The sequence below is a fragment of the Moraxella lacunata genome (assembly GCF_900453205.1).
In the GTDB taxonomy this organism is placed as follows: Bacteria; Pseudomonadota; Gammaproteobacteria; order Pseudomonadales; family Moraxellaceae; genus Moraxella; species Moraxella lacunata_B.
Window position 1 is genome coordinate 368270 of the sequence record NZ_UGQU01000002.1, and the last position, 24989, is coordinate 393258.

Genomic DNA, 24989 nt, shown 5'->3' on the forward strand with positions numbered 1-24989 from the left:
AACAAAGCGTTGTTTGGTTTTTGTGTTATTAGCTCTCTGCCCCATCAGGGACAAAGACATAACCCACACCCCACACCGTTTGGATGTAGCGAGCCTGAGATGGGTTGTCTTCGATGAGTCGTCTTAGGCGTGAGACCTGCACGTCAATCGAACGCTCCATCGCTCCCCATTCACGCCCACGGGCTAGGTTCATGAGTTTGTCACGGGTCAGTGGCTCTCTGGGGTGCTGAACGAGTGCTTTTAGAACACTAAACTCGCCCGTGGTTAGGGTGACGACATTGCCGTCTTTTTTTAGGGTGCGAGTGGACAAATCAAGTGTCCAAGAACCGAACTCAACCACTTCCATCTGCTGAGATGGGGCTCCGGGCAGCTCTCGGTTATGACGGCGAAGCACTGCTTTGATACGAGCCAGTAGCTCTTTGGGATTAAAGGGCTTGGGCAGGTAGTCGTCCGCCCCTGCTTCCAGCCCTGCGATGCGGTCGGTGTCCGAGCCTTTGGCGGTCAGCATGATGATGGGAATATCGGCATTATCGGCACGCAGGCGTTTGCAGATGGCGATACCGTCTTCGTCAGGCAACATCAAATCAAGCACGATGAGTGAGAACATCTCACGTTGCATGAGTTTATCCATCTGCTTGCCATCATGGCACGCACGTACGGTAAAGCCATCATCTTCTAAAAATCGCTGTAATAAGGCACGCAGTCTGGCGTCATCATCAACGACTAAGATACGATGACTGGCATTTGGGTTTGGATTGGCGTTATCTTCGGTCATGTGTCACCCCTGATAATTATAGGCTATTAGTTTACAACATTACACAAAAAATTGTAACTGTTTTTGATAAATAATATTTTAAGGTTAAATCATATCGAATGATTAAAAATCTAAAAACTGACGAATTATCATACCATGATGAGTGCCAAAAGTCGGTAATATTTTGGTAAATGGGTTTGGTCAATACCTTTAATTTGTCAATGCACCTTGTATGGCATGCCATGTACAGCGATAAGCGTATAAACAGGCTTTTATCCCAATAAAATTTGTGTTAGCATAAGGACATATTTTTAACCCTTTAATATCAATCATTAAGGACATACCCCATGACTAACATCACCCGCAACCCTGCCACACAGCGGTTTGAAGTGACCATTAACGGACATACTGGCTTTTTAAGCTATGAAGTCGTCGATGATGATACCCTAAACTATAACCACACCATCGTCCCCAAAGAGCTGGGCGGACGTGGACTGGGTACGGCATTGGTCAAACATGCCTTGGACTATGCCCGTGATAATGGCAAAAAAGTCGTGCCAAGCTGTTCTTTTGTGGCAAGCTACATCGACAGACGAGACGAATACCAGTCACTGTTGGCGTGAGTACATTGCGATAATCGTTTACAAAAATGTTGGTAAATTTGCCAAAAATTTTGCCGAAATTTTGAAGATTTTGGTAAAATGGCTTGGTGTATTTTTATCTTTTACCTAACCAAAGGAATATCATGAGCAGTCTTACCGCAGACCAAGTTGCCTTACAATTAGAAAGATTGCAAGGCTGGGCATTGGATGGCAATAGCCTTGTCAAGACCTATGAATTTGCCAGTTTTGCTGACGTCATCGCCTTTACCACCCGTGTGGCGTTCTATTGTGAAGAGCTAGAACATTACCCCACGTGGGAGAACACCTATACTTTGCTCAAAGTACGCATTGGCGAGGCTGACCAATATGAAGTGCATGGGCGAGACATTCAGCTTGCCAAACGCATGGAAATGGCAAGGGGTGTGGTCTTTGATAAAAAAGATTAAAGCGAAATTAATTTGAAAAATGGGTGTCATTACCCATTTTTGTGTTTTTAGATTTTAGAAATTGTTTTAAAACTCTGCCAACTCCCCATTATACATAAATTCCCCAATCAAAATAGGTCTTTTTACAAAGACTTACAAACCTTGCCATCAATCTCACACAGCTGATTTTTTGACTACATTTCAATCATAAAACCCCCTATTTTTTAACAGACAAACGCCCCAAAACTCGCTACAATCATCATCAGATTTTAAATTTAGATTTTATAATCGGACGGTTAAATTCAATCAATCATTTGATTGATGATTGGCCATTTAGCAATCAAGTTAAGGAGTTTGTTATGAAAGCAACATTGAAAAACCTAAAATCTGCCCGTGGCAATCCTGCCGTGAGTATCTTTGTCAAAACTCACCGCACTCACCCAGAAAATGAGCAAGACCATATTGCTCTAAAAAATCAGCTAAAAGTCGCCGAAGAGCGTATCGCAAACGAGCATGACAAACGCATAAGCGATGCCATCATGGAGCTTATCCATGCCAAAACAGATGAGCTTGACCATAATTATAACCTAGATACGCTTGCTATTTTTGCCAACGAAAATGAAGCTCAAGTGTTGCGTTTGCCATTTGATGCCAAAGAGCGTGTGATTTTAGGCGAAAAATTTGCCACCAGAGACTTGGTGCGTGATATGTCTGAGGCGGTGCATTATTATGTACTTGTGATTACAAGCGAATATGCTCGCCTGATTGAGGCGACCAACGACCGTGTGGTCAAAGAGATTGGAAATACAAGCGAACGTCAAGCCCAAATGAGTGAGCTGACTTTCCCAATCAAAAACACAAGTCTGCCTACAGGTTCAAAAGCCGACCGCACGGGCTCATCGGATGACGACAGCTATCTAAAAGAGTTCATGAACCGTGTGGACAAGAGTATGCAGGAGTTTCGTAATATTGACCCGTTGCCTGTGATTTTGGTGGGAGATAGCCGTACTTTGGGCTTTTATGAGCAGGTAGTGGACAACGACAGCTTTATCATTGGCAAGGTTGATCACCTGCCCAACCTAAAAGACGGACGTGCCGAAGACATCGTGGCAGGCGTACAAGACGTGGTGGAGACTCAGCGTCTGACTCGCTATGAGACTGCCCAAGGCGAGCTTGAAAAAGCTCGTAACGAGAAGATGGTACGCACCGATTTACAACAAATCTACCGCTCAGCGGTTGAAGGCAATGCCGTCAAACTCTTAGTGCGTCAAGGACACATCGTGCCTGCGACCATTGATGAGGCTGCTTTGACCTTGCTTGTGGCGGACGATGCGACAGCGGACGGCGTAACCGATGATGCGGTCAGCGAGATTATTGAGATAGTCAGCCACAATGGCGGTGAAGTGGTGTTTGTCCCACAGGACAAAATGGACGAAAAAGAGCCGATTGCCCTTATCACTCGCTACTAATTAGCACTTGAACAAAAACCCATCATTTTTGGTGGGTTTTTTGGTGTTTTTGTGATAAATTATCTTTTTTGTATTTATAAAATTATGAGCACACTAACCATCACAAGTTACAACATTCACAAAGGTATGTCGCCCCTAAACCGCCTTGTCATCATGACACAATTGGGGCAAGCATTGGCAGGAGTATCGCCTGATGTCTTGTGCTTACAAGAAGTCTCTGGGCAAAACCTAAAGCGGGTTTTGGCGTACAACGAATACCCAAGCCAATCCCAGCATGAGTGGTTTGGGGAGTTTTTGGGTTTGACCAATAGCTATGGCAAAAATGCCGAGTACACACACGGTCATCATGGTAATGCCACGCTCTCACGCCACCCCCTAGACCCCAAGCACAATGTCAATATCACGGTCAATCGCCTTGAAAAACGGGGTGTGCTACATTCTGAAATTGATGTCAATGGGCAAAAAATGGTGATTCTAAACGCCCATCTAAACCTACTCCATCGTGATAGAATTAAGCAGTATAAGGCAATAGGCGACTATATCACAGGCGAGCTTGATGATGGCACACCGCTGATTTTGGCAGGGGATTTTAATGATTGGTCAAAAAAATCGGACGATTTTTTGGGCGGTCTTGGGCTTGTTGAAGTGTTTGGCAAGTTGTATGGCAAACACCCTGCCACTTTCCCTGCCAAATTACCCATGATTAGCCTAGACCGCATTTATGTGCGACATCTAACCGTCAAAAATGCGATTGTGCATGGCGGTGTTCCGTGGGCGGATTTGTCCGACCATTTGCCGATTACAGCGGTGGTGGAGGTTTAGGGTGATGGTGTTAAATTTGCCCATTTGCTCCAAATTTTTGCTACAATAGCTCATTATTCTTACAAGTTTTGACTTATGCCAAAATCCAAAGCGCCCAAAGACACCGCCCATAAATCCAAAAAATTTCCAAAAAAACGCTTCGCCATGATGTGGTTGCCCTTTGTTGTGCTTGGGTTGACTGTTGTTTGGTTTTTGATTGTATATTTTAGTGTTTTTGCCAAGACCGACCGCCCCGCCCAGACTTTGACGGTGGATAAGGGCGACACTTATCATAGCCTGCTTGTCAAGGACAAATGGCAGACCAGTCCGCTTGCGTCGAGCACTGCCACACGATTGTATCTTAAATTTCATGCCAAAGGCAACCTAGAAACAGGAGCATACCAAATCCCACAGGGGGCGAGCCTTGCCGATGTGGTCAAGATTTTGGGGCAGGGGGCAGAGGTTGCCATGATAAAGGTGCAAATCATCGAAGGCAGGACGGTCAAAGACCTATACCACACCCTAAAAACGACCGATGGGGTCAAGCTTGAACTACTCACACCGCTCCTGTCGGATGCTGATGGGTATTCATGGGTGGATGTGGCACGAGACAATGCCAAAGTTGCCAAAGCTCTAAATGTCAGCACGCCCAACGGCAACCTAGAAGGGCAATTCGCCCCGAATACCTACTTTTTTAATCAAGGCACTTCCGACATCGCCATTTTAAAAAAACTGCACACCGACCAAATGGCGATACTTGATAAGGCATGGACACAGCGTGATGAGAACTTGCCTTACAAGACACCTTATGAAGCTCTCATCATGGCAAGTATCATCGAAAAAGAAACAGGCATCAAATCCGAGCGAAATGACGTATCAGCCGTATTTGTCAATCGCTTACGTCAAGGCATGAGACTACAAACCGACCCGACCATTATCTACGGGCTATTTGACCGCTATGATGGTAAGATTTATAAATCCAACATCGCTGAGCGAACCGATTATAACACTTACCAAATAGACGGCTTACCGCCCACGCCCATTGCCCTGCCGTCTGCCGAAGCGATACAGGCGACCATGCACCCGTCCGATGTGCCATATATCTACTTTGTGGCGACAGGTAAGGGCGGTCATAAATTTAGCGTAACGCTTGATGAGCATAACAAAGCGGTGGCGGAATATCGTAAAGTGATGGCGGAGAAATAGCAATGAACCAACCACCCAAATTCATCACCTTTGAAGGCACCGAAGGCGTGGGCAAAACCACTGCCGTTGATGGCTTTTGTGCCAAACTTGACAGTCTTGGCATTGCCCATATTCGCACCCGTGAACCAGGGGGCAGTCCGCTTGCCGAAGACTTGCGTAAGATTTTGCTGGATAACAAAACCCACATCAATAACGACACCGAACTTCTTTTGATGTTTACCGCCCGTGCTGACCATTTGCACCGCACCATTTTACCAGCACTCTCGGACGGCAAATGGGTGATTTGCGACCGTTTTTTTGACAGCACCGTGGCGTATCAAGGCTTTGGACGGTTTGGGGGCGATGAGCGTGAACTTGCCAAGATTGAACGGCTTATCGCTGACTTTATCCCAAGACAGCCTGATTTGACCTTTTGGCTTGATTTAGACCCTGCCATTGGCTTGGAGCGAGCAGGTAAGCGAAGTGTAGCCGACCGCTTTGAGAGTGCAGGGCAAGGATTTTTTGACAAAACTTATCAAGGCTTTTTGTATCAATATCAAAAACACCCCGAGCGTATCAAACGTATCAATGCCAACGGCTCGCCTGATGATGTGGCAGGGGAGATTATGCAAGTTTTACAAGATTATTTGGTGGATTGATTTTTTTTAGCGGATTTTAAATACATCTAGCAAACTCAATATTTACCAAGGGTTTGTAGGGACTGGCTCCACACGTCCTTTAATGTTGTTATTTTTATAGGTATGCACAGCACGCCCCTACCTAAAATCTATCCATACAAGCAAGACTTTATAACCTTTAAACACACATTTTGCCTTGACGAATGGCGTGCTTTTTAGGATAATTTGACTATTTAGATAGGAATTATTATGAACATCAAACCTGCCATGCTCGCCCTAAGCCTTGCCCTTGCCCCCGTTGCTCTGCCCATTGCCACGCCTGCTTATGGGGCGGTGGCGATGGATTTTTCGCCCCTAGTGGAGCAGGTGTCTAGTGGTGTGGTGCGAGTGAGTATCACCAAAAAGGTCAGCGAAGAAGAGCTGGCATTGGCTCAGCAGGTGCAAGCCTTACAGCAGTTCTTTGGGGGGCGGGTCGCCGTGCCAAACCTGCCAACGGTAGAATACGGCTACGGCACGGGCTTTTTTATTACCCAAGATGGCTATATTCTTACCAATCATCATGTCGTCGAAGGGGCGGATAAAATCACCGTGACCCTGCATGATCGCACCGAGCTAGACGGACGCCTTATCGGTTCGGACGAAGCGTCCGATGTGGCGGTGTTAAAGGTGGCGGGGCAAAACTTCCCTGCCCTAAGTGTTGCCAAAGGTGATACCCTAAAAGTGGGCGAGCCTGTGCTTGCCATTGGCTCGCCCTTTGGTTTTGACTACTCAGCGTCATCGGGCATTGTCTCTGCCAAGAGTCGCAACATGAGCCGTGAAGCGGTCGTGCCGTTCATTCAGACGGACGTGGCATTAAACCAAGGCAACTCAGGCGGGCCTTTGTTTAACCAAAAAGGTGAAGTGGTCGGCATTAATTCACTCATTTTTAGTCGCACGGGCGGACACATGGGGCTGTCTTTTTCTATTCCCATTGACACCGCCATGGACATCTATGAGCAGATTCGCACGACAGGGCGTGTCTCTCGGGTCTATCTGGGCGTGGTGTTGCAGGACATTGACCGCAATCTGGCGGAAGCTTATCGCCTTGACAGACCGCAAGGAGCTTTGATTACTCGCACCAGTCCTGATTCCCCTGCCGATAAGGTGGGGCTAAAAGCAGGTGATGTCGTGCTTGATTTTAATGGGCAAAGTATCGGGCGAGCGTCTGATTTGTTAAATCTCATCAACCGTGCCAAGGTGGGTGACGAGTTTGAGCTGACCTACCTACGAGCGGGCAAACAGCACCGTGCCAGTGGGCAGTTTGCCGAGACAAGTGATGTCTCTACCAGTCAAAACGCCAGCGATGGTGTCAGATTAGGCTTACGCCTAAAAGAGCTGTCAGGGCGTGAAGCTCGCATGATTCAGGAGTTTGGCGTGGCAGGTGGCGTGGTCATCAGCTCGGTGGATGTCACAGGACTGGCAGGGCAGGCGGGACTGATGGCAGGGGACGTCATCGTCAATCTCAATCATCTGCCGACCGCAGGCATTGGCGAGTTTGAAAAGGCGTTAAAGAGCCTACCCAAAAAAGGCGTGGTTACCATTGGTATCATTCGTGATGGCAATCCTGCGATTTTGGGGCTTAGGGTTGAGTAAGAGCTGACTAGATGGGGTTGTTGCTCAAAGTGATGACCCTATCCGCACTTGCGATGGTTTCAGGACGATGAGCAATCATCACACGAGTGATATTTAGTGATTTAATCATGTCATTGATTTCTCTTTCTTTTTCGATATGGCAGTGGTTCAAAAAGTATGCTGTAACAAAAACTAAAAAGACAACTTAACCAAACAGTGGTAATTTACGGTTATGAAGACGACAATTACCATTACTTGCCCAAGTTGCCTATGTCATAGTATAAAGAAAAATGGCGTAAAAAGCTATGGCAAACAAAATTATTTTTGTAAAAATTGCCACAGACAGTTTGTCCAACAGTCAGAACTAAGCTACAAGGGCTGTTATTCGCACATAGACAACAAAATACGCTTAATGCTTGCTCGTGGTAGCATTGCAGATATTGTGGTAATTGAACAAGTGAGCAAAGCAAAGGTGCTAAGTGTACTCACAAACAGCAACCACAAAATCAAACCCAAACAACAACATTACGACACCTTAGAAGTAGATGAGTTTTGGACTTATGTTGGTAACAAGAAAAACAAAGTTTGGCTCATCTATGCTTATGACAAAGGCACAGGTGAGATTGTTGCTTTTGTGTGGGGCAAACGAAACCTTGCTACTGCCAAAAAACTCAAAATACAACTTACCCAACTAGGCATTACTTTCAACAAAATTGCTTGTGATGATTGGGATAGCTTTTTAACTGCCTTTAAGCACTCTTTAAAACAAGTTGGTAAACGCTTTACTGTGGGTATTGAAGGCAATAACACCAGACTGAGAACCTTCGTCAGGCGAGCATTTAGGAGAACTTGCTGTTTTTCTAAAAAGCTAGAAAACCATTTCAAAGCATTTGAGTTGGTGTTTCATTATATTAACTATGGTTGGGTTTAGCATACTTTTTAGACCAGAGCCTTCGATATTTAGATGGCTGGTTGCCTCATCTAAAAATAAAATCTTAGGCTTTTTATATAAAGCACGAGCGATAAATATTCGCTGTTTTTGTCCACCTGATAACACACTCCCCATATCTCCTACTAAGGTTTGATAATTCATCGGCATTGCCATAATTTCATCGTGAATGCCAACCATTTTGGCACATTGTTCCGCCCATTCTTTGTCCAATTTATCATCAAAAAAGCTGATATTTTCTAATAAACTACCTGCAAATAATACATCATCTTGACTGACACACGCCACACAGTTTAAGGCATTGACATCATTCATGGTTTTAATTAATTTCCCTGCAATTTTAATTTCGCCACTATTGGCGGTTAATTCGCCTAATAATAAACTCATTAAGGTGCTTTTACCACAACCAGTTGCTCCAACAATCGCAACTGATGAATTTTCTTTAATATGAAAACTTAAATTTTCAAAAATATAAGGCTCATCATCACTATATTTAAAGGATAAATTTTTGACTTCAATATCATATTGTTCAATTTTTGGTTCATATAATATAAATTCTTGATTTTCTTTTTTAGTCAAAACAATATCAGCAAGTCTTTCGGCATGTAAAGATAGCATTTTGACTTGGACAAATTTATCAATCAAACTACTGACTCGTCCGCCAAATTGGTTTTTATAGGCGATAAATGCCATTAAAATCCCAACCGTAAATGTACCATCTATCACATAGCTTGCTCCTAAATAGATAATAATCAAGTTTTCTAATCCAAAAATAATGCCATTAATAAAGCCAAACGCTAAGCCTAATTTTTGCGTTTTTAATCCTGCATTGATTTGATTAACGAATAAAGTTTGCCAAGTATTTTGGCGTAAAGTTTGTTTGTCAAATCGTTTAATCGCCCGAATGCCCCGCATGGTTTCCATAAAATATAGAGCGTAAATACCATTAATTACGCATATGTTATTATTTTTTCATTATTAAGTCTTAGCTTTTGTGTTAAAAATAGCTAAATCTTGATTTTTGTCGTCAAAATCCTTGTCAATATTAATCATATTGACTTCGGATTTTTCCTAAAAAATCTGGCGATTTATCTTATTTTTAATCACAAAAATCAATGGTGTTTACGCTCTGCTTTGCTTGGCATTATGAATAATGGCTTCTTCGCTGGCTCGTCTAAGTGGCATATACCAAGCCCATCTTAAAGTGCCATAAATCGCCATTGCACCAATGGCAATCCACGCCAAAGTCGGGCTATAAAAAAACATTAAAACAAGCGTAAAAATTGTCATTAAACCGTCCAAAATGGCGGTTAAAAAACTGGTGGTTAAAGTAGATTGAATAGCATCAATAGAACCAAAACGAGAAATAATATCGCCCAAATGCCTTTTTTGAAAAAATGAAATTGGCAAATGAATTAAATGATTAAAAATATTGGCTTTCCATTGTACATTTAAAGTTGTTGCCAAATACATCACAATCCACGCTTGTAATAAACTAATCAATTGTGTTAAAAACATTAACAAGCCAAAACCAATCACAAGTGTGGTTAATAAATTTAAATCAGCTGATACGATGGCGTGGTCAATGACCCATTGCATAAAAAAGGGGCTGGTTAAAGCAAATATTTCTAATACAATGGCTAAAATTAAAATCTGATTTAACGATTTCCATAGCCCTTTAATTTCACCAAAGAGTTTAAAAATTTTGATTTGTGTTTTTTCTTCTTTTTTCTCAAAACCATTATCCGCCCATATCTCTAAGGCAATGCCTGTAAAATGCTTGGAAACTTCTTTTAATTCTAATACTCTAAGACCGACTGCAGGGTCAATGATGGTAATTTTATTTAAGCCAACAGATTTTAATACCACAAAATGATTTAAATCCCAATGCAAAATACAAGGCGTACGCAGTTCTTTTAATTCATCTAATTCTAACTTTAAAGGACGAGTGTTTAGTTTAATCTGTTGGCAAATTTTAATTAGGGTGTGTAGCGTTGCTCCTTTTTGGGAAGTGGGATATTTTTGTCTTAAACTAAACAAATCCGTATGATAACCATAATAATGAGCAATCATCGCAATACACGCCAATCCGCATTCGGAATTTTCGGTTTGCAATATTACAGGCAATTTATGCCCAAGACCCAAAGAAATATTTTCCAAGTAATTCATAACCATCCATCATTAAAAAATAAAAAAAGGTGCCATGCACCCAATGACAATAAACGCTTGATTAGATTTTGCCAGTAATGCTATATAAAGGCTCTAATACCCACTCATAGAGCTTCCTAGTTTCGTGTAAGATATCCCCCTCTAATGTCATACCTACTTGTAATGGCAGGTCATTGCCATAGGCTTTTATCGTTTGCTTTTCTAATTTTGCACGCACGACATACAAAGGTTCATTAGTCATTTGTTCGCTTTGTGATACGGTGCCAATACTTTGGATGTTTTGTCCTGCTAATGCAGTTTTTGCTACTGAGATGATTTGTGCATTGGCGTGTCCAAATTTTTGATAGGGATAGGCTTGATAACGGAGCAGTGCCTCATCACCAGTTTTGACAAAACCAATGGCACGACTTGGTACATACATTTCGGCGATGACATGACTATCATGGGGCAAAATGGTAATGAGTGGTTTACTACTTTCGATGTATTGACCTGTTTTGATGTGATTGGTGCTGATTACACCATCAATCGGAGCATAAATAGAGATAAACTCCCCTGCCTTGTTTTGGATTTTGCTTTGCCTATTATCCGTGAGGGATTGTTGTAATTGATTGAGATTGGCTTTATGATTTTGTTTGGTTCTATCTAAACTGATGGTTTGTTCTTTGATTTGTTTTTCAAGTGATGATAGCTCTCGGCTGAGTGTCATGAGTTGTTCGTGTTGGGCGTTATATTCCATTTGGCGGTTATTGACTTCAAGAGCGGATACGGCATTGATGGCACTGATTTCTTGATGTCTTTTTAGGTTATCAAGTGCAAGCTAAACTTGGGTTTTTTGCAATTCAATCTGAGCGATGAGTTTTTGTTTATCATCTTTTAGTCGCTCAATGGTGGTTAATATATACTCACCAAACCCCAAAATAACACTTCAAACCTTCTTCGATTGTATCAAACTCTGACAAATGACTTCTAAGCCATCTTTTAATCGTTGCCCAAGTTTGCTCTATTGGGTTTAGCTTGGATGAGTAAGGTGGTAATGGTAAGATGATGTGTTTGTATGTTGTGTTATTGATAAGCTCTTGCAAGTGTTTCATTCTGTGAAATCTTGCATTGTCTAAGATGATGATACAAGGCTTGCCTGTTTGTTTGGTGTGATTGTTAAGACAAGGCAGTAGCATTTGTTCAAACCACGTTTCAAACAAAGCACTTGTCATTGTATTGTTGTAGATGAGTGGAGCAATCAAGTTTTTGGCTTTGCCCCCTATTTGTCCTGCCACTAAGGAGACTCGTTGATAGCGTCTGCCACTGACTTTATCATAGGCTCTTTGACCTTTTAGACTTCTTGCATGAGTACGGTGTAGATAAGTGCCAATGCCTGTCTCATCTATATAGACAAGCTCATAACCGTGTTTGGACGTAGCTTGTAGTTGTGTTAATTTGTCTTGGAAGTCTTTGACTTTATTTGGGTCTTTCTCGAAGTAAGTTGTGGTCTTTTTTTAAGAGTAATGTTCATTGCTTTGAGTGCTTTATGGATTGCCATATCACTACACCCAAATACTTCACCAATTTCACGTAGGTATTTGTCAGGATTTGCTTCTACGTAAGCAAGAAGCTCTTTTCTGTCAAACTTTCTGGGTCTGTTGGTGGGTTTTTTACAAGACAAATTGCCTGTTTCTTTAAGTTGTCGTCTCCAACGAAACACGGTGTGTCTTGATACACCAAAAGCTTCCATAACAAGGTCAATGTTCTTGCATTTGTCATAATAAGCCAAGGCTTTTTGTCTGATTTCTAGTGAATAAGCCATTTGAAGTAGTGATTAGTGAATGGTGATGGAGATATGGGGATGATTGGTGTTGTTTCAAGGTTTGTTGGTTATACTGTTGATTTCTTGGGTTTGGCTTTGTTTGGTATAAAAGATTTGATTTTGAATAAGTGTATTTTTGAGTGCCAACTCATCATCGATGGCTTTTTGGGTACTGCCCTCATCGCCATGATGGGCGGTGGAGATTTTATAAAGCAAATCACCCTTTTTGACTGCCTTGCCGTCATGAGCATGATTTTCAATAACGACACCACTGGTAGGGCTGTGGCTATATATCAGCCCCTGCTCTGGAATCAGCTGACCTTTGACGGTGCTACGTTTGGTGTATTCACCCCAAATCAAAAAGGCAACAAGCATCAACCCGATGCCTAACGCACATAGAGTTAAAAAAGTAAAACTGACTGGGCGAGTCAGAATAATCGTACCCGTCCAGTTCGTTTTTTGAGCATCTAGGGCTTCTTGGCGGAATAAACTCATACATCAGTTGCTTTCTTGTTTATCGTAGTATAGATAAAACGCAAAAAAAGTTGTTAAAGAAATAAACAATCCATAATATACATAATAAGGAAAATTATTAAATTCTTGCAATATAAATATAAATAATGCAATGATTGTATTAGGTATTTTTGTATGTATATGACATTCTTAATCTCTAAAATATTATTTAGGTGTTCATGATGCAATATTAATCGCAATCAAACCATAATGTCGATTGATATCATTTTAATTATAGATTGATTAGCATTTCATATATTGTACACTAAGATTATACCAATCTCAACTTAAGATTGTAAATTATTGATTATTTTTAAGTTACAGGGGTGAATTGTAATTCTCCCCTGTAAAAATTAATGACTTATATAAAGTTGAGAGTGAAATTAAGATTCTCAATCATTATGGAATAGACCATTCTTTGGTTGTTTGTCAATATGCTCCTTACAATCTTCATAATTTTTTGATATATCTCATGATATGCCCGTGCAATAGATTAGCAATTCTTTTGCTGAAATACATAAAAATACTCATAATAATCAAATATATATAAATTGATATCTGGGTATTTATATAAACAAAACCCATAAATACATATACAATGCATATCAGTAGTAGATAAAATAAGCTGTTACTCATAAATAAATTTCCTTTTCTTTTCTAAATTTAATCTGGCGGAAGAGTTCCTGATTTAATTTGATTATCAATATATATTTTGTAATCTTCACCTAATTTATTCCAATCTACATTGTCAATTTGATGTCCTGCGTAACCACCTACCACACTTCCTGCCGCGGCACATTTATCACCACACATACGACCGCCAATTACACCACCAGCAGCACCTAGTATGGTAGTTGCCCAAGTAAATGATGAGGAATTGTTACTTGTATGATTGCTATCCCCGTAATCATTACCTGAGGTATCGCTACCACCTGATGATGACGATGATGATGCATTACCTGCACCAGACACAAAAAATAATTCATTGATTGTTAATTCACGCATGACAAAATTCCTCTTGTTGATTAATTTAAAAAGTAAAATAGTAGAGCCACAACAAAGGTGATATTCATAACCTTTGAAAATATGCAAATATATTTGGGTGGATTTTTGTTCCCTATATTGTAAATTTTTGGAAAGAAAAATCCCAAAGTAAATGATGTTATCACCGTAACATATACGATTGATAAATAAATATTTGTATTAAAATTATTTATTTCAATACATAATAAAATTATGCTAGACATTAAAAAAGAAAATAGCACAATGCGACACAAGGTTTCTTTGTCAATAGCTTTTTGTTGATTCATAAGCCACCCCCACCACATCAAAATTCGCCAAATCATAAGCAAGTTTTTGAATGTGTTCATGTTGTGCTTTATCAAAATGTGTTAATACTTCCGATAAAGCAATGGGTTGGTGATTAATGATGATGTTGATGAATTTTTTACTCAGCTCATCCACATTAATCTTGGTGCCATTTGAAATCAGATAGCCTTTATCCAATGTGCGTATGTCTACCACATTGAGGCTAAGTTTACTTTCTGGTGGCAACTTATCATTGTTGGGATTGCCAAACAACTCCATATTAAAGCGAGTATCCATGCGATGATTACCCAAAAATTCCTGCATGAACCTATCATACATAACAGGGTCGGTCATCATGGCAGACAGCTGGGTGCAGGCTTGGGCGATGTTGTTTTTGTCAGTTTCCCAATCAGATAAGTTATAACGAAGTGGCAAGATGTTGGGTGTTTGCTTGGTAAGCCATTCCATTGTAGTCATAGCCTGTTGGGGCAAAAGTGCCGATTGCCAAATGAAAAGTTTCACAGCCCATCGGTACAGGGTTGTGCCACCATCCTCGTGGGATATATAGCACATCACCAGCCTCCAAAACTACTTCCATGTCAGGCATGGTCGGTTCTGGCACATCGACATCTTTGGATTGTTGCATGTATAAGGGACTTTCAAAATTGGGTTGATATAACGCCCAATGTTTTTTGCCCATGAGTTGCACTGCAAAGACATCACGAGTATCCCAATGACTTTTAAAGGAAGCGTCCGACCCAAAAGCAAGATAACCACTTACTACCGTAGATGCATTGACAAACTGGGCGACTTGCTTTGCCAAATCATCAACAAAAGGTTCATTGTTGATGCGATTATAAACAATCGTTGCACCGTTTTTCAGGTGGTGATAAATGGCAGGTTTGACAAAGCGGTGGCGAGTACGCCCAGTGTCATCAAAGCTCTCCACATATTCAGAGATAGGTACAATCTCGCCTTTACGCAGACGAAAAAGCTCGTCCATTGGGTTGGCTCGTTGGTACAATTCGTTGATTTGTTGCCATGTGATGTCTAGGTTTTTGACAGCACCCTTAAACAGTTTGGGCTTTTGATAGAGTATCTCTTGCCTGAACTTATCAGACGACATATTAAAATCCAGTTCCATACAGTTCCTAACTTTGAAGTGAAAATGAATATGAGTTTCATTTATCTTAGTTATGATATAATATACTAAAATGCAAAAAAACAATGCCATCCATTGCTAAAAGTAACCCATTCATCACAAATTTATTGATTTATTATTTTAATTTATATTTAAAAAATATTTTAAAATTCCAATAAATACAATAATTTTAATTTAAGCATTTTAAAACACCCAGTAAAATGTTAAACTAAGCCATTCGATACAAAATGATAAATCAGGTGTTTTATGGCAACTTATGATGAGATGAAGGCAAGACTACAAGGCTCGATGACGGCACTGGTCACGCCCATGACGGCAGACGGGGCGGTGGATTATGAGGCTTTGGGCAAATTGATTGACTGGCAGATTGAGTCTGGCACGCACGCTTTGGTGGCGGTGGGTACGACAGGCGAGTCGGCAACGCTTTCTATGAAAGAGCATGGCGATGTGATTGAATTTTTTGTTAAGCGTGTGGCAGGTCGCATTCCTGTGATTGCAGGGACAGGGGCGAATAACACCGCCGAAGCCATTGAGCTGACCGCCCACGCTAAGGCAGTGGGGGCGGATTTTGCCCTTTTGGTTGTGCCTTATTATAACAAACCCACCCAAGAGGGCATGTATCAGCATTATAAGACCATTGCCGAAGCGGTAGACATTCCCCAGATTCTCTATAACGTCCCAGGGCGGACGGTCGTGGACATGGCAGAGGACACCGTGGCACGCCTTGCCGACATCCCTAACATTGTCGCCATCAAAGATGCCACAGGCGATTTGGAGCGTGGTAAGTCGCTCATTGAGCGGGTGGGCGAGCGTCTTGTGGTGCTATCAGGCGATGACCCAACCGCCCTAGAACTCATGAAATTTGGAGCGAAGGGCAACATCTCAGTAACGTCCAATGTCGCTCCCAAAGCCATGAGCGAGATTTTTAGCTTAGCTTTGGCAGGTAAGTTTGATGAAGCAAGTACCATCAACCAAGGTATTGAGCATTTGCACAAAGAGCTGTTTTGTGAATCTAGCCCCCAACCTGCCAAATATGCCCTGCACAAGATGGGCATGATTGACACGGGCATTCGTTTGCCTTTGGTGTGGCTGTCAGCAGGCAATCAACCCATCATTGACCAGGCACTACAAAAAGCCAATTTGATTTAACAGTAAGAATAAGTGAGAATAACATGACAACGCTAAAAACAACGCTAAAATTAACCGCCCTTGCCATGATGAGTGTGGTGCTACTGACGGGCTGTCAAAGCATCAAAGGTGTGCTGGGCAAGCGTGATAACGGCAGTCTGGACTATGTCCACGCCACCAAGCTAGACCCTATCCGCCTACCTGCTAACCAAGCGTCTGCCCCATTTATCCCCCTATATGACGTGCCAGAGGTGGCAGGCGAGGTTGTCCCTTCGACCAACGAGTCAGGCAAGCAGTACGAGCTACCTAGACCACCACAGGTGAGATGATGGTTTGGTACGAGCGTTGCTGTTCGTGCCTTTTTATTGTGTAAATTTATCGTGCAAACCGCCACAAAACGGAGAAACCCATGCAAAAGCAAGCCCTACTTTATACTGGCAAAGCCAAATCTGTCTATGAAACGGACAACCCTGATTATCTGATTTTGCATTTTCGTAACGATGCATCCGCCTTTAATGGCGAAAAAATCGCTCAGCTTGACCGCAAAGGCAGAGTAAATAACCGCTTTAATAACTTTATCATGGGCAAACTGGCAGATGCTGGCATTGAGACGCATTTTGAGCGTGAGCTGTCTGATGATGAAGTGCTGGTCAAACGCCTAAAAATGATACCCGTAGAGTGCGTGGTGCGTAACTATGCAGCTGGCGGTATTGCCAAGCGTTTGGGGCTTGCTGAGGGCTTGCCACTCATGCCACCGACCTTTGAGCTGTTTTATAAAGACGACAAATTGGGCGACCCCATGCTTGCCCCAAGTACCGCCATTGCCTTAGGTTATGCCACCGCAGACGAGTTGGAGCAGATGAGTGTGCTGACTCACAAGGTCAATGACGTGCTAAGTCAGATTTTTGATGAAGCGGGTCTTATGCTGGTGGATTTTAAATTAGAATTTGGACTGTTTCATGGGCGTGTGGTGTTAGGCGATGAGTTCTCGCCAGATGGCTGTCGCTTGTGGGATAAAGAAACCAAGAAAAAACTCGACAAAGACCGTTTCCGTCAAGGTTTGGGCGATGTCGTTGAAGGTTATGAAGAAGTGGCAAGACGTATCGGCGTACCGCTTGACTGATAGACGTGAACAAGGGCGGTTATCGCCCTTGTTTTTTTTATGATATTTACCCCAATTTGCACCAATGCTAAATTTTAAAAAGAAATTCATTTGTGGGGGCGTGCTTTCTACGTCCCTTTAATATTGATGTTTATAGGTGTGTCCAGCATGCCCAAAGCCTGTGATGACATTGAGCTTGTTAGGTATGATTGGATGGATTTGGCTTTTATGCGCTTTATTTCTTGTATTCAAAACGTGGCATGAGTCCATCATGCCCCTACACGCCTACTCAAAATACCACCATCCAAATCCTGCCTAATCCACCCCCCCCAGCCCGCCCCAATCTACCCCAACGATTGACGATGCAGTATACATCTGTTAATATCCATGTTATTTGTAAGGAAAAACATGGACACCCTACGCCCCACCGACCTAAAAACCATTTTACATTCCAAACGTGCCAATTTGTATTATTTAGAACATTGCCGAGTCATGCAAAACGACGGGCGAGTGCTGTATCTGACCGAAAGTAAAAAAGAAAATCTCTACTACAATATCCCCATTGCCAACACCACCGTGATACTACTTGGCACAGGTACGTCCATTACCCAGTCTGCGGTGCGACTCTTAGCAAGTGCAGGCGTGCTGATTGGCTTTTGTGGGGGTGGCGGCACACCTTTGTTTATGGGGAGTGAGATTGAGTGGCTGACCCCACAATCAGAATACCGCCCCACCGAATACATTCAAGGCTGGCTGTCGTGGTGGTGGGACGATGACAAACGTCTGGCAATGGCAAAACGTTTGCAAATGGCTCGGCTTGATTTTATGAATGACGTATGGGGGCGTGATAAGGACTTGCGTGGGGCGGGGTTTGATAGTAAATGTGATGAAATCATAAGCTTACAAAATCACTACCGTACCCAGATTTTGGGGCAAAATAGCGTATCAGACCTGCTTGCCTTAGAAGGGCGTATGACCAAAGAGCTGTATAAATTTGCTGTCAAACACACAGGTTATAAGGGATTTAGCCGTGATTATGACGGCGTGGATAAAGCCAATCAGTTTTTAAATCACGGCAATTATTTGGCATATGGCTTGGGGGCGACCACCGCTTGGGTTCTCGGCATTGCCCACGGATTTGCGGTCATGCATGGCAAAACTCGGCGTGGGGCGTTGGTGTTTGATATTGCCGACATTGTCAAGGATACAATTATCCTGCCACTTGCCTTTATGTGTGCGTCTGATAATGCTCGTGAGCAGGAATTTCGTGAACTCTGCTTATCCTATTTTACCGATTATCACGCCCTTGATGTGATGTTTGAGACGGTAAAGGGGCTTGCTCTAAACAAGGAATTTGGATAAGGATTTTGCATGATTGTAACCTTTATTTCTAAATGCCAGAAAAAAGCCATTAAACGCACTCGTAAGATTTTGGACGCTTTTGCAAGTCGCATTGGCGACAACGTTTGGCAAACCAACATCACCGAGATTGGTCTAAAAACGGTGTACGAGCTCTTAAAATCCACCGCCAGTAAATCCACCGCAGTTGCCTGCCACCGTATCGCCACTCGCCACCGCACTGAGCTTGTTTGGGTGGTGGGGAATAAATCCAAATTTAACACCACAGGGGGCGTAGCCGTGAATCGTACCAGACGTTCTATTTTGCACCATGATTGGGAGAATAACTGGCAGTTTTTGGACGGCATTGGCATCATCGCCACATTGGCAGGACTGCTCCATGACATCGGCAAATCCACGATAGGCTTTCAAAATAAACTCTTTGCCACCACCAACATCTGTGACCCCTACCGCCACGAATGGGTGTCGTTAAAACTCATCGTCTGGCTGGTGGGCGACTGCACGAGCGACCAAGCAGTATTTGAACGCCTCGCTCATGTTGATGAGTATCTGGCAGATAAGGCATTGCCGGCTTTGTCCGATTTTGGCACGCCAGATAAAGCGGATATGGGTAAGCTACCACCTTTAACCAAATGGATTATTTGGCTTGTTGTAACACATCATCGTCTGCCACTGCACACGCTTATTATTTTAAAAAGCCTGAAATGTATAGCACACCAAACTGTTTGTCAGGCGATGTGCAAAGTTATTTGGCAAGTCTAGAAGCCATAGAGCATTGGGTGCTTAATAAGGGCAATAAGGCGGACGACTTTTTTAGCTTTAAACAGTTTATTTTGCACAACAAACTGTGGCAAAAACAGCTCAAACGCTACGCCACAAAAGCCCAAAATTCGCCCTATCTGCAAACCCTTATCAAGCAATACCCCCAAGCGGTATCCGACCCATTTTTACTGCATTTATCACGGCTATCACTCATGACCGCTGACCATAATTATTCTGGTTTAAAAAAAGATGATAAAAAACGGCATCAAGGAAAATTTGACCCAAACCTTATTGCCAATACCATTAAAATTGATGATAAAAACCAAATCACACAAACACAAGCCAAGCAAACACAAATCAAACAAACATTAGACGAGCATTTATTAGGCGTGGCACAATTTAGTGCTCAATTTGTGCGGATTTTGCCAACGTTGCATGAAAATTTGCCAACCCTACAAAACCACAATCCTTTATTGCAAAATACCGATACGGACGGATTTTTGTGGCAAAATACCGCCTTTAAAACCGCTTTAAAACACCGTGAAGCGACCGATACACACGGCTTTTTTGGGATAAATATGGCAAGCACAGGCAAAGGCAAAACGCTTGCCAATGCTCGTATCATGTACGCCTTGACCGACCCTAATAAGGGGGGGCAAGGCTTACTGTGGCGTTGGGGCTTCGTGTTTTGACCTTACAAACAGGGCAAAGCCTACGCCAAAAACTGGCTTTGACGGATAAAGAGCTTGCCGTATTGGTGGGCGGTCTTGCACAAAAACAGCTTTTTGAGTTGCAAAACAGCGACAATGACACCGAGATAGGCTCGGATACAGGCAGTGAGTCCGCCCAAAGATTGCTAGATGAATTTGTGGATAGCGACATTGACACGGATTTGGGCGAGCTAAATCTTGGCACGCTCGTAGAGAGCGACCACGCCAAACGCCTGATAGCCTCCCCTGTGGCAGTCTGCACCATAGACCACCTAATGCAAGCCAGCGAGTGCAAGCGTGGTGGGCGGTATATCGTACCGATGTTACGGCTGTTTAGTAGTGATGTGATTTTTGATGAGCCTGATGATTTTGACCAAAACGACCTGCCTGCCTTGTCTCGCCTCGTGCATTTGGCAGGAATGTTTGGTTCTCGGGTGATGTTGTCGTCTGCGACATTACCCCCTGATTTGGTGGCAGGGCTGTTTAAGGCGTATCAGAGCGGACGTATGATTTATAACGCTAATTTTGGCAAACCTACCCCAAAGGTGGTGTGCGCGTGGTTTGATGAAAATGTGAGCAAAGCGGTACAAGTGGCAGATGATTTTGATGCTTATCATGAGCAGTTTATTAGGGGGCGTGTCAAGCATTTAAATGACAATGCTGTGCGTCATTGGGGCGAGATTTTGCTGATTGATGAGATGGATAATGAAGACGATGACGAGTTTTATAAAGACATGGCAGGCGTGCTGTTTGACAAAGCCAAAGCCTTGCACGACTTACATCACACCCAAATTCATGGTAAGACGGTAAGTATTGGGCTTATTCGCATGGCAAACATCAATCCACTCATCGGTATCGCCAAAGCCATGCACGAGACGGGCGACATGGCAGGGTTTGACGGTTGTCAATTTTATTTGGCATGCTATCATGCAAGACAAGTGCTTATTTTGCGAAATCAGCTGGAAGTGCGACTTGATAAACTCCTAAATCGCCATGACCCAAAGGCTCTTGCCAACAATCCTGATATTATAGACAACCTTGCCAAGCACCCCGACAAAACGCACCACATCTTTATGGTACTTGCCACGCCTGTGGCGGAAGTGGGGCGAGACCATGATTATGATTGGGCGATGATTGAGCCAAGCTCCATGAGGTCTATCATACAAACAGCAGGGCGAGTGTGGCGACATCGCACCGATAAGGTGGCTTTTGCTCCCAATATTGCCATTTGGAATAAAAATATCAGGGCGTTAAAGGATAAAGACATTGCTTTTTGCCGACCGGGATTTGAAAGCGAGCGTTTTCCCCTTGCCACGCACCAAGTGAGCAAACTTATCAAACAGGCAGATTATGAACGCATTTCATCGGTCGCTCGGATTAGCAAATCCGCTACGCCAGAACCCAAAAAGAATCTGGCGGATTTAGAACACGCCGTCATGCAGGATTTGATGAACAATGATGACATCAATGTGGTCAATGCTTATTATGAGCCAGATACCGCCAACCGTCTGCACGTTCATTTGTCTTGTCTGACACCATTTCGCCAAAGTCAAAAGCAGACAGATTTTATCGTCAATCCGCTTGATAACACCCTAAATATCTCGTCCTATGACAGCGTAGAGATGCACGGTGTGGCGAACGCCAAAACAACCCATGAGATTATCCCAAAGGCGATAACGTGCCAAAATCCCAATCTTGATACATGGCTGACCGCCAATCTATCGGACGAGCTTGCCAAGCTTAGGGAGTATTATCCAGACACGTCTGTCAATACGCTCATCATTCGCTTTTGCGTGCTGACCATTCGTGATGATTATCATAACGGCTATTATTTTGATGAGCGGTTTGGGGTGTATGAGCGGTAACGTGGTAAATACAGCTAACAAAATTGAATTTTACTACACAAGCCGTTCGCCTTAAGCTTGCCTGCGGGTCAGTTTCCGTTAGGTTTCCCAAGCTCACCACGAACGAAAAACCGTAGCACTTTTCATTTTGTAGAGTGTAAGTCATCTATGCGATGTGGAATGTGTATTTAACATACATAATTTTCTAAGTCATCTTTGCGATGAACTTTATATTATACTTGATTTATTTATCAATAACAAAATTTCACATACATTTTACAAATATAATGGTTGAAATCAATTTTTAAATATGCTTTAATACCCTAAAAATAACAAGGAAATCCCATGACGGCACCGACCCCAAACACCAATTTGACAACCGATGACATCAAGCGAGCGATTGATGAGTTTTTGCTCGCTCAATTTCACAAAAAAGCCGACAAAGAGCTAAAACAGCTTGCCAAAGCCACAGAAGCAGGCGAACCCACCAAAATCGCCCAAGCCCAAGAAGCACTTGCCCCCATACAAGCCAAATACCAAAAACAAACATGGCTTAGCGATGCCAAAAAAATGGCAACTCAGCTAAAATTTGGCACGCACATCTCAAAAGGCGTACACCCCGATGCCAAAGGCGACAACATCACCGCCAACGCCACACCCTGCCCATTTGTCGGCACGCACACCCTTGATACACCAAGCCTTGATGCCAACGGCAACGCTGCTGCCCTGCCACTGGCGAGCTTTTTTGATTGGCAAGTGGGCGACATCAAAATAAGACAGCTTATCACCGACAAACACCCTGCCTTGGTGGGGGCATTTCATGATGACGTGGCGGTTTGTGATGACTATCGGCAGATTTTTTATGACACGCTCACAGGCAAAAAGGACGTACCTGCCACGCACGAACGCAACAAACAGCTTTTTTGGGCATTGCCTGATGATGAATATCATCTCATCATACCGCTGTTTGCGTCCGCTCTTAGCCATGATGTTTTTCATAAAATCAATCACTTACGCTATTCAGACGCCAACAAACAAGCCCGAGACAACCGCTTTAAGGGCAAAGAGACGACCGCTTATGTGTCGGTTGTGGATTTGGCAACGATACAGCTTGGTGGTACAAAGCCCCAAAACATCTCTCAACTTGTCAGCCGTCAAGGGGGTAAAACCTATCTTTTACCGTCCTACCCACCCACCTTTACAGGCAGTAGCGATTTGTCTTTTGCCAAGACAGCCAAGACGATTTTTGGCAAGTCGCTAGCCTATGTGGTCAAAGATGATATGGACGAGCTTTTTAAACTGCTTGTTCGTGTCAATAAAAACCACAAAAACACCATAGACGTTCGCACCGCTCGTGATGACATTTTGCAAAATATTATCTTAAGCGTACTACAAGTCGCCCATGCTATCCGTCAGAAAGAAGCAGGCTGGTCAAAGGCTTATAAACTTGCCTTGCACCAAAAATACTGGCTAGACCCAAAGCGTGGCGAGCTTGACGGCGAAGACAAATTTAAAAGAAATCATGAGAGCAAAAACTGGCAAAACGATGTACAAAAAGATTTTGCCCATTGGATTCAAAACGAGCTTGAAAAACGCTTGGCTTATTATCAGCAAGAGCAAAAAAAGAAAAACAAGCAAGCGGTAGAGCTAGAATTTGGACGGGCGGAGTTTGAGCATTGGCAAAAAGAATTTAAAGACACCTTTAACGCAAGTTTGCGTTTGGGGCAAGGAGTATTGACATGAGTTTTATTTATCCACAGCATTCGCTGGTCGGCTATGTTCGCCTTGACCGTCTCAAAATCATCAATGCCAATGCCGTCTCCGCTCCCTTGACTTATGGCTTTCCTGCCTTGACAGGATTTGTTGGGGCAACGCACAGCCTAAGCCGTAAAGTATCAAGCCTTATGGGTTTTGAAAATATTCGCTTGGACGGTGTGCTGGTGGCGTGTTTTGATTGCCAAGTTCAAACTTACCAAGAAGGCTATAAGGACAAAACCTTCGCCCAAACTCGCAACCCCATTTTAAAATCAGGCAAAACCGCCCCAATCATCGAAGAAGGGCGTTGTCATCTCACCATCTCTTTACTCATCGGTGTGTATAAAGACAGCGTGCAGGATTTGACCGAAGATGAAGCAAATCAGCTCACCCAAAACGTGCAAGAATTTGCCCTATCCCAACGCTGGGCAGGCGGCAGTCTAACAGGCATGAGTGGCGTGCATTTTGTCAAAAAAGACGACATCGATGAGCAAAAATCTCGCCTATGTCCTGCCTTTATCATCACGTCCGCCCATGATGAGCTTGGCAAGATTACCCAAGAATTACAAGAGCAAAATCCCAATGCCACCGCCCTAGATGCACTCATTGAGACGGCGGTGTTGCACCACACACCGCCCACGGATAGCCAGTCTGAGTGGACGACTCATTCGGTCAAAAAACAACGTGGCTGGCTTGTGCCTATGCCTGTGGGCTTTGTTGGTATCTCGGACAAATACAACAAGGGGCAGATGAGCAACGCTCGCTCGGACGAGTACCCTGCTCAGTTTGTGGAAGCGGTATATTCGCTTGGCAAGTGGCGATTTGCCAATCGCATAGATGATCTAGATTCTGCGTTGTGGTATGGCGATTATGATGACACTTGTGATTTATATGTGATTAAGCATTCTAAATATTTGTAATTTTAACCTTTAACCAACTTTA

24 protein-coding genes and 2 pseudogenes are annotated in these 24989 nt (G+C 43.1%); 17 read left to right on the top strand and 9 right to left on the bottom strand.

Translation table 11 applies throughout. The annotated features are described in order from the left end of the window. Window positions 1-28: 28 nt before the first annotated feature. On the bottom strand, window positions 29-775 hold the full coding sequence (ompR, locus tag DX073_RS07210) for an osmolarity response regulator transcription factor OmpR (protein ID WP_062498796.1): 747 nt from the start codon (window positions 773-775) through the stop codon (window positions 29-31). Window positions 776-1101: 326 nt separating this feature from the next. Here ompR and DX073_RS07215 point away from each other — a divergent pair, with 326 nt between their 5' ends. The 8 genes from DX073_RS07215 (at window position 1102) to DX073_RS07250 (ending at window position 8416) form a co-directional block, all read left to right on the top strand. Then, window positions 1102-1377: a GNAT family N-acetyltransferase gene (locus tag DX073_RS07215; RefSeq protein ID WP_115007000.1), complete on the top strand. Its 276-nt coding sequence runs from the start codon at window positions 1102-1104 to the stop codon at window positions 1375-1377. Between the two features lie 122 nt (window positions 1378-1499). Continuing rightward, window positions 1500-1802, top strand: coding sequence for a 4a-hydroxytetrahydrobiopterin dehydratase (locus DX073_RS07220; protein ID WP_078274241.1), 303 nt, complete (start codon window positions 1500-1502; stop codon window positions 1800-1802). Between the two features lie 338 nt (window positions 1803-2140). After that, window positions 2141-3250 (top strand): AOC03_06830 family ribosome hibernation factor, encoded by a 1110-nt coding sequence (locus DX073_RS07225; protein ID WP_115007002.1) that lies wholly within the window; start codon window positions 2141-2143, stop codon window positions 3248-3250. Between the two features lie 84 nt (window positions 3251-3334). Then, window positions 3335-4072, top strand: coding sequence for an endonuclease/exonuclease/phosphatase family protein (locus DX073_RS07230; protein WP_115007548.1), 738 nt, complete (start codon window positions 3335-3337; stop codon window positions 4070-4072). A 75-nt stretch (window positions 4073-4147) separates the two neighbouring features. Then, complete coding sequence (mltG, locus tag DX073_RS07235) at window positions 4148-5257, top strand: endolytic transglycosylase MltG (RefSeq protein ID WP_115007004.1); 1110 nt, start codon at window positions 4148-4150, stop codon at window positions 5255-5257. Window positions 5258-5259: 2 nt separating this feature from the next. After that, a complete protein-coding gene (gene tmk / locus DX073_RS07240) occupies window positions 5260-5895 on the top strand; it encodes a dTMP kinase (RefSeq protein ID WP_115007006.1) in 636 nt (211 codons plus the stop codon). 228 nt (window positions 5896-6123) lie between these two features. Next, complete coding sequence (locus DX073_RS07245; RefSeq protein WP_115007008.1) at window positions 6124-7506, top strand: Do family serine endopeptidase; 1383 nt, start codon at window positions 6124-6126, stop codon at window positions 7504-7506. Between the two features lie 211 nt (window positions 7507-7717). After that, window positions 7718-8416 (top strand): IS1 family transposase, encoded by a 699-nt coding sequence (locus DX073_RS07250; protein WP_115004781.1) that lies wholly within the window; start codon window positions 7718-7720, stop codon window positions 8414-8416. Between the two features lie 24 nt (window positions 8417-8440). On the opposite strand, the pseudogene DX073_RS07255 reads toward DX073_RS07250, so the two are convergent. The 8 genes and pseudogenes from DX073_RS07255 to DX073_RS14495 form a co-directional block, all read right to left on the bottom strand. Then, window positions 8441-9414: pseudogene (locus DX073_RS07255) on the bottom strand (ATP-binding cassette domain-containing protein); the annotation flags it as partial. Between the two features lie 151 nt (window positions 9415-9565). After that, window positions 9566-10603: pseudogene (locus tag DX073_RS07260) on the bottom strand (peptidase domain-containing ABC transporter); the annotation flags it as partial. Between the two features lie 61 nt (window positions 10604-10664). Next, window positions 10665-11339, bottom strand: coding sequence for an HlyD family secretion protein (locus DX073_RS07265; RefSeq protein WP_115007013.1), 675 nt, complete (start codon window positions 11337-11339; stop codon window positions 10665-10667). Window positions 11340-11505: 166 nt separating this feature from the next. Further along, window positions 11506-12404, bottom strand: a protein-coding gene (locus DX073_RS15045; RefSeq protein WP_404932928.1) for an IS630 family transposase whose coding sequence is annotated in 2 segments (ribosomal slippage) — window positions 11506-12089 and window positions 12089-12404 — 900 coding nt in all. Because the reading frame shifts where the segments join, the coding sequence is not laid out codon by codon here. Between the two features lie 54 nt (window positions 12405-12458). Beyond that, window positions 12459-12899 carry an efflux RND transporter periplasmic adaptor subunit gene (locus tag DX073_RS07280; protein WP_115007016.1) on the bottom strand — a complete coding sequence of 147 codons (441 nt, stop codon included), beginning with the start codon at window positions 12897-12899 and terminating at the stop codon, window positions 12459-12461. Between the two features lie 681 nt (window positions 12900-13580). After that, the gene (locus DX073_RS07290) at window positions 13581-13922 is read right to left on the bottom strand and encodes a glycine zipper 2TM domain-containing protein (protein WP_115007018.1); all 342 of its coding nucleotides are present in this window, start codon (window positions 13920-13922) and stop codon (window positions 13581-13583) included. 282 nt (window positions 13923-14204) lie between these two features. After that, the gene (locus tag DX073_RS14490; RefSeq protein WP_220186724.1) at window positions 14205-14693 is read right to left on the bottom strand and encodes a winged helix domain-containing protein; all 489 of its coding nucleotides are present in this window, start codon (window positions 14691-14693) and stop codon (window positions 14205-14207) included. After that, entirely contained in the window at window positions 14644-15369 is a 726-nt protein-coding gene (locus DX073_RS14495) for a JmjC domain-containing protein (RefSeq protein WP_220186725.1), read from the bottom strand. The genes DX073_RS14490 and DX073_RS14495 overlap by 50 nt, the downstream gene beginning before the upstream one ends. Window positions 15370-15633: 264 nt before the next feature. On the opposite strand from DX073_RS14495, the gene dapA reads away from it, so the two are divergent. The 9 genes from dapA (at window position 15634) to csy2 (ending at window position 24967) form a co-directional block, all read left to right on the top strand. After that, a complete protein-coding gene (gene dapA, locus DX073_RS07300) occupies window positions 15634-16536 on the top strand; it encodes a 4-hydroxy-tetrahydrodipicolinate synthase (protein WP_115007019.1) in 903 nt (300 codons plus the stop codon). 23 nt (window positions 16537-16559) lie between these two features. Next, window positions 16560-16844: a hypothetical protein gene (locus DX073_RS07305; RefSeq protein ID WP_115007021.1), complete on the top strand. Its 285-nt coding sequence runs from the start codon at window positions 16560-16562 to the stop codon at window positions 16842-16844. Window positions 16845-16924: 80 nt separating this feature from the next. Further along, window positions 16925-17638, top strand: coding sequence for a phosphoribosylaminoimidazolesuccinocarboxamide synthase (gene purC / locus DX073_RS07310; protein WP_115007023.1), 714 nt, complete (start codon window positions 16925-16927; stop codon window positions 17636-17638). A gap of 387 nt (window positions 17639-18025) precedes the next feature. Next, complete coding sequence (gene cas1f / locus DX073_RS07315) at window positions 18026-18979, top strand: type I-F CRISPR-associated endonuclease Cas1f (RefSeq protein WP_115007025.1); 954 nt, start codon at window positions 18026-18028, stop codon at window positions 18977-18979. A gap of 9 nt (window positions 18980-18988) precedes the next feature. Beyond that, window positions 18989-19738, top strand: a complete 750-nt coding sequence (locus DX073_RS07320; protein WP_115007027.1) for a P-loop NTPase family protein — start codon at window positions 18989-18991, stop codon at window positions 19736-19738. Then, complete coding sequence (locus tag DX073_RS07325; protein WP_115007029.1) at window positions 19681-20430, top strand: hypothetical protein; 750 nt, start codon at window positions 19681-19683, stop codon at window positions 20428-20430. Before DX073_RS07320 ends, DX073_RS07325 begins: the two co-directional genes overlap by 58 nt. Then, entirely contained in the window at window positions 20406-22313 is a 1908-nt protein-coding gene (cas3f, locus tag DX073_RS07330; protein ID WP_115007031.1) for a type I-F CRISPR-associated helicase Cas3f, read from the top strand. Before DX073_RS07325 ends, cas3f begins: the two co-directional genes overlap by 25 nt. 324 nt (window positions 22314-22637) lie before the next feature. Beyond that, entirely contained in the window at window positions 22638-24035 is a 1398-nt protein-coding gene (gene csy1 / locus DX073_RS07335; RefSeq protein WP_115007033.1) for a type I-F CRISPR-associated protein Csy1, read from the top strand. Next, entirely contained in the window at window positions 24032-24967 is a 936-nt protein-coding gene (gene csy2 / locus DX073_RS07340) for a type I-F CRISPR-associated protein Csy2 (protein WP_115007035.1), read from the top strand. Before csy1 ends, csy2 begins: the two co-directional genes overlap by 4 nt. The last annotated feature ends 22 nt before the right edge of the window (window positions 24968-24989 follow it).

Excerpts from the sequence above, each read along its gene's own strand:
- DX073_RS07290 (WP_115007018.1), bottom strand. The coding sequence starts at position 13,922 with ATGCGTGAATTAACAATCAATGAATTATTTTTTGTGTCTGGTGCAGGT.
- DX073_RS07250 (WP_115004781.1), top strand. The coding sequence starts at position 7,718 with ATGAAGACGACAATTACCATTACTTGCCCAAGTTGCCTATGTCATAGT.
- DX073_RS07280 (WP_115007016.1), bottom strand. The coding sequence starts at position 12,899 with ATGAGTTTATTCCGCCAAGAAGCCCTAGATGCTCAAAAAACGAACTGG.
- ompR (WP_062498796.1), bottom strand. The coding sequence starts at position 775 with ATGACCGAAGATAACGCCAATCCAAACCCAAATGCCAGTCATCGTATC.
- purC (WP_115007023.1), top strand. The coding sequence starts at position 16,925 with ATGCAAAAGCAAGCCCTACTTTATACTGGCAAAGCCAAATCTGTCTAT.
- DX073_RS07305 (WP_115007021.1), top strand. The coding sequence starts at position 16,560 with ATGACAACGCTAAAAACAACGCTAAAATTAACCGCCCTTGCCATGATG.
- dapA (WP_115007019.1), top strand. The coding sequence starts at position 15,634 with ATGGCAACTTATGATGAGATGAAGGCAAGACTACAAGGCTCGATGACG.
- cas1f (WP_115007025.1), top strand. The coding sequence starts at position 18,026 with ATGGACACCCTACGCCCCACCGACCTAAAAACCATTTTACATTCCAAA.
- DX073_RS07320 (WP_115007027.1), top strand. The coding sequence starts at position 18,989 with ATGATTGTAACCTTTATTTCTAAATGCCAGAAAAAAGCCATTAAACGC.
- DX073_RS14495 (WP_220186725.1), bottom strand. The coding sequence starts at position 15,369 with ATGGAACTGGATTTTAATATGTCGTCTGATAAGTTCAGGCAAGAGATA.
- DX073_RS07265 (WP_115007013.1), bottom strand. The coding sequence starts at position 11,339 with ATGGAATATAACGCCCAACACGAACAACTCATGACACTCAGCCGAGAG.
- DX073_RS07230 (WP_115007548.1), top strand. The coding sequence starts at position 3,335 with ATGAGCACACTAACCATCACAAGTTACAACATTCACAAAGGTATGTCG.
- DX073_RS07325 (WP_115007029.1), top strand. The coding sequence starts at position 19,681 with ATGTATAGCACACCAAACTGTTTGTCAGGCGATGTGCAAAGTTATTTG.
- DX073_RS07225 (WP_115007002.1), top strand. The coding sequence starts at position 2,141 with ATGAAAGCAACATTGAAAAACCTAAAATCTGCCCGTGGCAATCCTGCC.
- DX073_RS14490 (WP_220186724.1), bottom strand. The coding sequence starts at position 14,693 with ATGGAATGGCTTACCAAGCAAACACCCAACATCTTGCCACTTCGTTAT.
- tmk (WP_115007006.1), top strand. The coding sequence starts at position 5,260 with ATGAACCAACCACCCAAATTCATCACCTTTGAAGGCACCGAAGGCGTG.
- csy1 (WP_115007033.1), top strand. The coding sequence starts at position 22,638 with ATGACGGCACCGACCCCAAACACCAATTTGACAACCGATGACATCAAG.
- DX073_RS07215 (WP_115007000.1), top strand. The coding sequence starts at position 1,102 with ATGACTAACATCACCCGCAACCCTGCCACACAGCGGTTTGAAGTGACC.
- DX073_RS07220 (WP_078274241.1), top strand. The coding sequence starts at position 1,500 with ATGAGCAGTCTTACCGCAGACCAAGTTGCCTTACAATTAGAAAGATTG.
- DX073_RS07245 (WP_115007008.1), top strand. The coding sequence starts at position 6,124 with ATGAACATCAAACCTGCCATGCTCGCCCTAAGCCTTGCCCTTGCCCCC.
- csy2 (WP_115007035.1), top strand. The coding sequence starts at position 24,032 with ATGAGTTTTATTTATCCACAGCATTCGCTGGTCGGCTATGTTCGCCTT.
- mltG (WP_115007004.1), top strand. The coding sequence starts at position 4,148 with ATGCCAAAATCCAAAGCGCCCAAAGACACCGCCCATAAATCCAAAAAA.